The following is a 10012-nucleotide window of genomic DNA, read 5'->3' on the forward strand; positions in this document are numbered from 1 at the left end:
TGCGATCAAGTATATGGGGGTGGACGGCACGACGCCGAAGCCGCGGAATGCATCTGCGTCCTGAATGCACGGCCGATAGCCCGTAGTTCGGGGCCGGGAGGCGTGCACTGTACGCGGATTGCAACAATCGAAGATCGCATAGGCTGCGCATTTCGCCGATTAGAGCGTTCATTTCATTCGACCAATGAGCAGGGAGTTTTTCGGGCGGTCATGAGCGGCTGCCGACTACTGACAGTATTCATTGAATTCAGGGTGCGGCGACGTCAAAAGGCTCACGCCGCGCCTTGTCTTTTCACACGTTTTCTCCGACGACACCAGCCGCACCTCTCCATGGCCGCCTCGACCGGTGCGCGCCTGCAGCGAAAAGCTGCGCGCACCGCTCTGTCTCGGCTGCCGCCGCTCCTTCATTCCGTAGGGCGCTATGGCAGCGAACTGACCAGCAATGCGATCCTTGCCTGGGCCGATGAAAGCCGCGTAGACTGGCACTACATCGCGCCGGGCAAGCCAATGCAGACGGATGTTGTAGAATAGCCCCTTCTTCTCATTCGGCGGCTTTTTCCACAGCCTTCGGCCTGTCTGGCCTCGTTCCCATCGGGAAGTCGCTGCTGCATAGGCAGCTTCCGCGCCGCGGGAAGCACATCGGCGGCCGTCGCCACTGCGCGCAAGCTTGCAATGATGAGCTGGCACATGCTGAGCAAGGATACCGACTACATCTGGGGCCGGCCCTTGCTCGCCCGCAAGTTCAGATCGGTCGAGTTGCGTGCCGGCCTTCCGACTAGCTATGCCAGACGCGGCACCGCCTTCGATTACAACCGCCGACGCTGTTGACGGGGCGATAGAGATACAGCCATCGTCCGCGGACCTTGCTGCAGGTCTCATCCATATGCCACCTGCCAGTGAGGGATCGCTTGCGCCGGTTGAACCGCTCCAGCAGTTGCGGCGAAAAGTGCACGACCAATGATCGACGCTCAGGCGGCGTTCGGCCATCATCTCTTCCAGGTCGCGAAGGCTGAGATTGTGGGCAAGGTACCAGGGCACGCACAGTAGGATGACAGAGTGGTCGAAATGACGCCTTTGAACAAGACGGGCTGCTCAGAAACTGAAGTGACGTCATGCTTGCATACCGAATAGTTTGCGACGGAACCGTCGGGAGTAAGGGTAAGCGTGAACGCAAACAGGAAATCGTTCCAGCCTGCAATAAAGAGCAAAAGGAAGATCACCGCTAATCCCCGGCAGGGCGATCGGAAAGATGATCCGGAAAAACGTGTCGAGCAGGCGCGACCCGTCCACAGCGGCCGCCTCGTCGAGCTCTTTCGGAATGGCCTTGAATCAAGAAACAGGGTAAGGAATGCAACTCGGAACCGGCATTGGTGTGATAACGTCGTTAGTTAGCAAAAGCCCGGGGAGTGGAGGTTGGGGCCCTTCGTGGAAAACGCATCGACGTTTCGCTTGCAACACGAAACGTTGCCCAAGGCCTTGTAGGCTGGTGCCCCGTGCTCGTTCAACTTTTACGTCCGCAAGGATTCCATTCGACCAGATCCTATTATGTGGAAGCTTGGGATACTTCCCTGCTATAAATGTTAAGCTACAGCGAATTCGACGCAATAATAATTCAATATAATTTTAACATATACCGCCTTATTGCCGCCTTAAACCCGGCACACATTCCGCAAAAATGTTAATATTTGAGTTATGGACAAGTACAATCGTGGGGTTGCTTGTGAGCGGGAGTCCCGGGTTTGCCGTAGAGGCTGGGAAAGGCGCCCTGCGAGCCACTCGCCTGAGGGGGAATGACCTCGAATTTGCTCGGTCTGCCATACGCGCTGGACAGTACTCTATTGCTTCGCGCCGGAACGGTGTCTCCGATCTTTCCAAGAATCTTCATCTGCAACTCTATGTGCACCTCTTGACCAAGAGCACGCCGTGACCGCTTCATCATTCGCACTGATCGTTTTTAGCGTAAGCATGAACGCACTTGCTCAAATTGCTTTGCGTGCGGCTATGCTGACGGTTGGTACCTTACCGCCCGGCGGCCCTCCAATAACAATGGCTCTGGCACTTGCTGGCAATGTGTATTTTTGGGGTGGATTGTCCTGTTATGCAATAAGTGTTTTATTGTGGCTGGTCGTACTGTCGATTTATGACGTTAGTGTCGCTTATCCAATGCTATCGATTGGATACATAATCGCGGTCGTACTCAGCTTCCTTCTGCTTGGTGAGGCCATACCACTTTCACGACTGGCTGGCATCGCGCTCATTTGCGCGGGCGTAGTCCTAATTGCTCGGACGACGTAGCCCGATGCGACACGTCATCACCGGAGGATCCGGTTTCGTCGGAACGTACATGGCATCCGCTCTCGCCCGGCGGGGGGAGAGCGTTGTCGTTTTTGATCTCGATGAGCCACTAGCAACTAACAACTGGATAGATTTCGTAAGAGGTGACGTGCGGCAGCATCGAGATCTGAGGAAGCTTCATCTGCAGCGCGATGATGTGGTCTATCATCTTGCAGCACGTTCATTTCACCGTGGTGTACCCCATAAAAATCGAGACCAATGGTTTGCTGACGTGAACGTGAATGGCACCCGCTTCCTGCTGGAAGCAATCTCGGCGGGCTCCACACAACGACTTGTTTTTTTTTCCACTGACATGACCTACGGAAAACCAGATCACACACCGGTCAATCCGACCGATATGCAACGTCCGATCGGACCCTACGGTAGGAGCAAGGTCGGAGCGGAGCGGCTTCTGATGCAAGCGCGTAGGGAGTTCGGCCTCCAAGCGACCATATTTCGTCCTAGACTTATCGCTGGTGTCGGGCGCCTTGGAATATTGACGAAGCTCTTTCGATTGATTAGAGCAGGCTTGCCTATCCCGCTAATAGGCGCTGGCAAAAACCGCTATCAAATGATTGCCGTTGAGGATTGCGTCGCTGCTGCGCTGGCGGCCGTAGAAAGAAATTGCCCGCCTGGTCCATTTCATCTCGGCTCGCATGAACCGCCTACTGTCAAAGAGCTTCTCGGAGAATTGGTCCTGCGAGCCAGCTCAAGATCAATTCTTCTTCCCATACCGGCGGTTATTCTGAAGCCGACTCTTTCGTTGCTTGATAGATCGACCTTGACACTACTTTATCCAGAGCAATTCGCTATTGCCAATATTGATTATGTTCTCAACACGGGGAGCACGACTAAATATTTGGGCTGGACGCCATCGAAAAGCGATATGGATATCATTTTTGAGGCCTACACGGGATTTTTGAAGTCCTCATAAATCGTGCCAAGGCAAGCTGGCGCAACGTGGCTTTACAATACCGTGGCGGCGGCGACCTCGTCGAGAGCGTCCTTGAGAGGCACGATAGGCCATGAAGGTGCCCATCCGGCGCGGGCGTCGCCGGGTTGACGCTCGCACACGATCTGGCAACGCACGGCGCTGATGTCACCATGGTCGAGAAGCGTATCGAGATCTGCACGGTTCCTAGGTTCCTACGGCGCCAGCTGGATGGATGTCGATCCCGGCCGCGGAGAAAGGCATTCGGCGGCATGTTGAGGCGTGTGGCAAAATCCGCCGCTGGTTGGAGGGGGCAGTGGTCGGCGGCGGCCCGAACTATTCCGGAGCGCCGGGACGGACCTAACCAAGTGACTACCGACCTCGTCAGCATCGTTGTTCGAGAGGTGAATCAGCAAGTCAGATGCTGCCCATGACAAGGCTCGTCGCTCGAACCAAGCGACCGGAGGCGCTCAGCATCATTGTGCGGTGGCGCGGATGTCGATCTGCTTGCAAGGCCGTAGGGGACCGCATAGGAGATAGAAGAAGCTGTCGAACAGACATGATAATCGATCGACACGCGCGCGAGCCGCCGCTGGGCGAACTGGTAGTCCTTCGGCCGCAAGGCAGCGAGGGCGGGTTGCTCGATCGTCTCGACGACATGGCGCCGACTCACGCCCAATCGGCGCATGACATGGGCGTTCAGGCGCTCCAGGCTTTGGCCAGCGCTTTCTCCCCAGCTTATGCAGCGCACGCTTGCTCGCCTCCTGTTGTCGATTTTGTCCAGTGCACGACACCTGGCAGGAGTTCTGTTCCATCACGCAAGTCATTGAATAGTACGCAAAAAACTCTCCCTGGCCTCTTTCTGCACCGTTGGCACGACTTTTGATGCTCCTTTGCTGCAATGCAGCCGAACCTTTCGAAAAGATTCAGCTTGGGAGCAAAACGAAGGAAGAAACAACATGTCAGGTCGGCGTGAGTTCACATCTCCGGAGTTGGGGCGTATCCGGAGGTTCGCCATTCTCCTAGATGCGTTCCCCCGCCGTGTCGACCTGGGACATGAGAAATTGGTGCGGCAGCGACGCGTTATGCCACATCGCTGCGTGGACGCCCTCAAGGAAGCGACACCCTTGCGGCGACATTCGGTGGTGCCCACACCAAGCAGAATAGAAATTTTGGGCTTCCCCCTGTCGAACCGGCCCGGACATCGGTGTTTGCCTCTTTGATGATGTTGCAGCGATGACTCTGATTATCCCTTCAAGGTGTAAGATGATGATGTTTGATCTGGGCTGCTTTGACCGTCACCTACCTTTAGTTTGTGACTTGGATGGCACTCTGACAAAGTCGGACAGCTTCCATGAGAACTTCTGTCATGCCTTCTTTCATTCGCCGAAGCGCCTGCTTTGTTCCGTTCCAGGGTGGCTTAACCGCGCGGCCCTGAAACACACGCTGGCAAACATTCGTCCGATTGACGCGCGGGCGCTTCCATATCGTGAAGAGGTGTTGGATCTGATACGTGGTGCGCACGCAGACGGACGTGAAATTTATCTCGTCACGGCAGCTGACCAAAGCATAGCTGACAACGTCATTTCTCATCTTGGCGGATTCAACGGAGCGAAGGGCAGCGATGGCTCCTTGAATCTAAAGAGCCGCAACAAGCTGAAATGGCTTCAGGAAAGCTTTCCCAATGGGTTCATCTATGCAGGCGACAGTGCTGCGGATCTCCCTATTTGGGAGGCGGCCACCGGGGCCGTTCTTGTTGGCAACGCAGTAAGGTACGCAAGTCAACTCCGCAATGCTGACATCGAGGTTAGGACAATCATCCCAGAAAAAAACGAGTCGGTGAAGGACTGGCTGTCTGAACTCAGGATACACCAGTGGTCGAAGAATGTGCTGATCTTCGTTCCGTTGTTTCTTGCTCATACAGTAGGCGATTTTCGTGTCCTCTTGACGACGGCGATCGCCTTCCTTGCTGTCGGTCTCGTTGCTTCTTCAACCTACGTCATCAACGATCTAGCCGATTTGGAGGCGGACCGGGCGCATGCGACCAAGCGCTCCAGGGCGATTGCCGCCGGCAGAATAAGCATCATCAACGGCCTTTTGGCGAGCATATTCCTGCTCGCTACAGGGCTTGGAATGGCCTTGCTTTTGCACCCTCAATTCGCGCTGGCTGTTTCAACTTATCTGGCGCTGACATTAGCATATTCCTTCTGGCTCAAGCATTACGCCCTGCTTGATGTGACGGTGATTGGAAGTCTGTTCACATTGAGGATCGTCATGGGGCAGGTGCTGAACGAGTTCGAATTCTCGCCGTGGCTTTTTTCGTTCTCATCCATGCTCTTCTTTTCGCTGTCTCTGGCAAAGCGACATGTGGAGGTGATGCATGCGCACTCCCAAGGAAAGGACGTTATCAAGGGGCGGGGATATTTGCCCGACGATTGGCCGCTCACCCTGGGCTATGGCCTTGCTTCCGCCTCGGCTTCGATTGTCATCATGCTGATTTTCGTTGCGCTCGACCCCAGAGTGACCGAAGCATATCACAATTCCGTATGGCTCTTTATCGCGCCGGCCGGCATGTTCATATGGCTGCAAAGGATCTGGATCCTGAGCCATCGCATGGACTTGCATGACGATCCGGTAGTTTTTGCGCTCAAGGACAAGACTAGCTATCTAATCGGTGCCTGCATCGCGTTGGCGTTTGCCCTGGCTTTGTAACACAAAGGCATGACGTGTATGCAATCGACAATCGCAGTGACCTTGATGCGCCCCTGTGCTTCTGACAGGAGGCGCCGGATGTCGCGGTCGCGTCGCGACGGCGCTGACGACAGGTTTGCCGGAAGCGCGGCTTCGTGCAGACGGAGGCGGGCACTCGTTCTTGCGGAAGAACACGTGTCGCAGTTGCGTCAGCAAGGTATGGAAATCGTGACATGTGATATCAGAGACATGGAAACTGTCCGCGCATTCGTGGCCGGCGCCCAGGGCGCCGCATTAATCCCCATGGCGGGGGTCATTCATCCCAAAACGGTTGCCCAGTTTGAAGCGATCAGCACGCAAGGCACTATCAATCTGCTTACGGCAGCGCAAAAAGTAGGTGTGCGCCGCGCGATTGTCACGTCGTCGAATTCGCCGATCGGCTGCAGCCCATGTCCGGACCACCGATTCGCAGAGGAAAGCCCCTATACGCCCACACATGGACTATGGCCGCGCCAAGATGCTGATGGAAAGGGCGGTGCGAGCGGAAATTGCCGCCGGCAAACCTGCAGAAACGTTCATCGTCCGTGCGCCATGGCTTTACGATCCAGCCGACCGTCAAGGCGCTCCTCTTCAAGATGGTCAACGACGGACAAGTTTCTGATCGTTGGATCTTTCCGCAACCGCCGCTCGATGCGCTATACCGCCAATCTAGCGCACGGCGACCTGCTGGCGGCAACCCACAAAAATGCGGAGAGCAAGGCCTTCTGGCCCACGGACGAGACGCCGTACACCGTGAACGAAATCGCCGAGACCGTCGGAAAGGTCCGAAGATTCGACATCATGGTCAAACCTGCAAAGTCTAGCATTACGGCCAAAGTCGCAACGCAGATCGAAGCGAGCCGTCAGTATGTCGGTATCATCACACGAAGAAAAAAAGGCAACTCCTTGCTCCATCACGATGGGCACGGGAAGTGCTTCGCATTGTGCCTCAAAAACCCACACACGAGAGCATGGCCTATCCGTCGATCAGTACCCGCGGAAGGACCAAGCAATTTTGCTGCGGCCCGGGAGGAATTGGAGGTCATCTTGTGCTAGTAAACACCGCCTCCGTCGTCTCCAGCGCTCTCACTTTAGTCGCATTAGGGTATGCCATCGGCTTGCCTGCTTCAAAGTACTTTGACAGAAATATTAGGATGCGCCTGCTTATCGCTCCGGCTATTGGACTCGGAATATTTGGCGCAGCGGGTGTTTCTATTTTCCACTTATTACCAATGACGGCGGCCAATCTACTTCTGATCGTCCTGTCGTTATCCGTTATTGTAGTTTGGTTATCTAGAGGTGCCGTCGACCCGATCTTGTGCTCGCCGGTCAGTCCCGGTTTTTCTTGGTTAGCTGTTGCGTTTCTTCTCTGCCTTTTGCCTACACTAGCCATCATTCCGCAGTATTACGGCGCAAGCGCCAGCGTCGGTGAGCCGATTTTTGACCATGCCAAAATCGCTATCATAAATGAATTAGCTCAAAATGGTTTGCCTCCTCGCAACCCATACTATTCCGAGGCGGGAAGTTCCAACACGCTTATTTACTATTACATCTGGTACTTCATAGCCGCCTGTTCATCCATCGTCACAGGCGCAGGTGGCTGGGAGGCCGACATTGCTCTTACGGCCGTGACGGCGTTGAGCTCGATGTTCGTCGTAACATGGCTTGCCGTCGCACAAAGTAAAAGTGCAAATGCCGCCTGGTGGGTACTGCCGCTCCTGCTTGCGAGTTCGCTTGGCGAAGCCATGCAATTTGCCTCTGGAAGGTGGCTCGACAATTGGCTGGTGCAGGAACATCTGAGAACGTGGTTTGTTGAGGCGGCATGGGCGCCGCAGCACCTATTTTCCGCAACCGTTGCCTTGCTTATCATCCTGGCATACGTGCGGATATTACAATACAATACTGCCAGCAGGCTCGCTTTTCCAGTATTAATTGGAGCTATGTTGGCATCTGCCTACGGCAGTTCAACGTGGGTGGGGGGGTTTTCGCTGCTTTTGGTATTGCCTATTATAGGAATATTGTCAACTCCCCACGTAATACGGTCAAAACGGACGCTGCAGGTTGTCACTTCAATTTCAGTTATTGCTGGAGTGACTGTACTCTGTTCGGGGGTGCTAGTGTATGAACAGTCGACCATATTACATACAAGAAACCCTGTGGAATTCTGGGTGTTTCCCGTATTCGTCGGCAGAAATTGGCTGATTGACGTGCCAGGATTCTGGTTGGTTCAACCAATTGTCGACTTCGGAATTATATTTGTGTCTTTTCTTATTTGGTGCCGAGAAACTGTCGATGGAACACATGGACGTTGTGGCAATTTCGACCGCGCAATAATTATAACTGTACTTTCACCGTTAGTTGTACGGCAGTTTGTACATAGCGTTATTTTGTATAACGATTTGGGTTATCACGTTGTTATGCCGTCGATGCTTCTTTTGATGGCGATTTCCGCTTCACTGTTGTCGCGCCACATCGGTAAAAGCACAGCAATTGCCCGCCTAACGACCGTAACCGCGATCATATTTCTGGCTCCGTCGATTTTGGTTGGCGCTCGATATTTATATTCGTTCGCCTTCCATTTTCAAGTTGAGGGACCTGAAACAGAGGAGGCTAAAGCGTTTATATCGTCTCCTGAAATGTGGGAAGCTGTTCGCCTGGTAACGCCTCCGAACGAGGCGGTTGCCAATAATCCGCGTGACCTTGCTAGCTTGACTGTTCTGCCCGGTAATATTTCGTGGGCAACACTGTCGCAAAGAAGAAATTGCGCGACGACATTGGAGCTGCTGCGTGCCTTCGCATCTCAACTCACGCCGAAGCAAGCATCATATGTTGACGATTTTTTCGTGAATGTATTTCGCGGTAACGTCACTGAAGCTCAGCTGAGGGTTATGAAGGAAAATTATCTTTGTAAAACGTTGGTTGTTACGGTTCGAGATGGCTTGTGGGGCAAGCCAATACTGAACGACAATTCAGTTTTCCAGCTTGTTTCCGAGGAAAAGGGCAAATGGCGCATTTATCGATAGTGTGCCTGGTTAACTCCACACCGTGGCTTGCGGCCGACGATCTTCCTCGTACATCGGGTCAGACGAGTAGCGCTTGGTCTTTGCGATCTTGCCATGCGGTCACGGCTCTGTTCTGTCCACATCCAGGGCTTGATCACAACTCACCGCTAGGCGGAATACCCGGCGATTTTCCAAGCGGCCTCTTGCCGCCGACCGCACATCCTGCACCAGAGCGACGGCCAACCAGTTCCGGCTATTCCTGCATGCCGGTGCTTACTGGTTGATGTGGGGCTTGCGGGCCGCGATGCCGAGGCGCTCGAGCTTTGCCGTCGCCCAATTCGACACGCTGCGATTGCGCCTCATCAAAATCGCTGCGCGGGTGGTCGAGATGAAATCGCAAATCCGTCTGCACCTGCCGACATCGTGCCCCGACCCTGATGATAGAAGTTTCCATGTTCTTGAAGCGGTTGCCAACCGACTGGAGGCAAGCCCGCAGCGTCCGCGCCGGCGCTGGTCGGCGGAAGCGAAGTCGCGGCTGATCGAGGCGACACTGAAGCCGGGCGCGAATGTATCGGCCATTGCCAGACAAGCGGGGATGGCGCCAGCCCAGCTGTTCGGCTGGCGGAGCAAGGCGATCAAGAGCGGTGCGGTCACGCCACACAGGGATGCGGAGCGGCTCGGCTTTGTCGAGGTCACGCCGACAGCGTCTGCGTCGGTGGAGATCGAGCTGGGTGGCGTGGTCATTCGCGCCGGTGCCGATATCAATGAGGAGCAGCTGGTGCGGATTATCCGGGCGGTTCGCCAGGCATGATCCCGGCCGGCGTGAAGGTGTTGGTCGCCAGTCATCCCGTCGATTTTAGAAAAGGTCCCGACGGCCTTTTGGCACTGGTGCGCGATGCCGGCTCGGATCCATTCTTATGCGTCGGGCGAGATTATGTGGCGGAGCCTTCCTGGTGCCAGCCTAGGCCCGCCGGTCCGGATTTTTCCGCCACATAATATTTAGATGCTGTTCAGC

The 10012-nt window shown here is 54.9% G+C and carries 6 protein-coding genes and 4 pseudogenes; 9 read left to right on the forward strand and 1 reads right to left on the reverse strand.

Translation table 11 applies throughout. The features are described 5' to 3' along the window. Together NKH13_RS35090 and NKH13_RS35095 are read left to right on the forward strand one after the other, a co-directional pair. Positions 1–528: pseudogene (locus NKH13_RS35090) on the forward strand (hypothetical protein); the annotation flags it as partial. 159 nt (positions 529–687) lie between these two features. Then, positions 688–828 carry a hypothetical protein gene (locus tag NKH13_RS35095; RefSeq protein ID WP_352917410.1) on the forward strand — a complete coding sequence of 47 codons (141 nt, stop codon included), beginning with the start codon at positions 688–690 and terminating at the stop codon, positions 826–828. On the opposite strand, the pseudogene NKH13_RS35100 reads toward NKH13_RS35095, so the two are convergent. Beyond that, a pseudogene (locus NKH13_RS35100) lies at positions 815–1050 on the reverse strand (IS6 family transposase); the annotation flags it as partial. The gene NKH13_RS35095 and the pseudogene NKH13_RS35100 overlap by 14 nt on opposite strands. Positions 1051–2299: 1249 nt before the next feature. Between NKH13_RS35100 and NKH13_RS35105 the strand changes: the two are divergent. The 7 genes and pseudogenes from NKH13_RS35105 (at position 2300) to NKH13_RS35135 (ending at position 9808) form a co-directional block, all read left to right on the forward strand. Next, positions 2300–3268, forward strand: a complete 969-nt coding sequence (locus NKH13_RS35105) for an NAD-dependent epimerase/dehydratase family protein (protein ID WP_352917412.1) — start codon at positions 2300–2302, stop codon at positions 3266–3268. Positions 3269–3387: 119 nt separating this feature from the next. Next, a pseudogene (locus tag NKH13_RS35110) lies at positions 3388–3699 on the forward strand (hypothetical protein); the annotation flags it as partial. Between the two features lie 835 nt (positions 3700–4534). Further along, positions 4535–5977: a UbiA family prenyltransferase gene (locus NKH13_RS35115; RefSeq protein ID WP_352917414.1), complete on the forward strand. Its 1443-nt coding sequence runs from the start codon at positions 4535–4537 to the stop codon at positions 5975–5977. A 174-nt stretch (positions 5978–6151) separates the two neighbouring features. Beyond that, a complete protein-coding gene (locus tag NKH13_RS35120) occupies positions 6152–7051 on the forward strand; it encodes an NAD-dependent epimerase/dehydratase family protein (RefSeq protein WP_352917415.1) in 900 nt (299 codons plus the stop codon). Continuing rightward, complete coding sequence (locus NKH13_RS35125; RefSeq protein WP_352917417.1) at positions 7045–9018, forward strand: hypothetical protein; 1974 nt, start codon at positions 7045–7047, stop codon at positions 9016–9018. The genes NKH13_RS35120 and NKH13_RS35125 overlap by 7 nt, the downstream gene beginning before the upstream one ends. 172 nt (positions 9019–9190) lie before the next feature. Then, positions 9191–9430, forward strand: a pseudogene (locus NKH13_RS35130) (transposase); the annotation flags it as partial. A 45-nt stretch (positions 9431–9475) separates the two neighbouring features. Next, on the forward strand, positions 9476–9808 hold the full coding sequence (locus NKH13_RS35135; RefSeq protein WP_051406095.1) for a transposase: 333 nt from the start codon (positions 9476–9478) through the stop codon (positions 9806–9808). The last annotated feature ends 204 nt before the right edge of the window (positions 9809–10012 follow it).

The sequence above is a fragment of the Mesorhizobium sp. M1348 genome (assembly GCF_040317925.1).
In the GTDB taxonomy this organism is placed as follows: domain Bacteria; phylum Pseudomonadota; class Alphaproteobacteria; order Rhizobiales; family Rhizobiaceae; genus Mesorhizobium.

Bases quoted from the DNA above. Each gene is read 5' to 3' on its own strand.
- NKH13_RS35115 (WP_352917414.1), top strand. From the start codon at position 4,535: ATGATGTTTGATCTGGGCTGCTTTGACCGTCACCTACCTTTAGTTTGT.
- NKH13_RS35105 (WP_352917412.1), top strand. From the start codon at position 2,300: ATGCGACACGTCATCACCGGAGGATCCGGTTTCGTCGGAACGTACATG.
- NKH13_RS35095 (WP_352917410.1), top strand. From the start codon at position 688: ATGCTGAGCAAGGATACCGACTACATCTGGGGCCGGCCCTTGCTCGCC.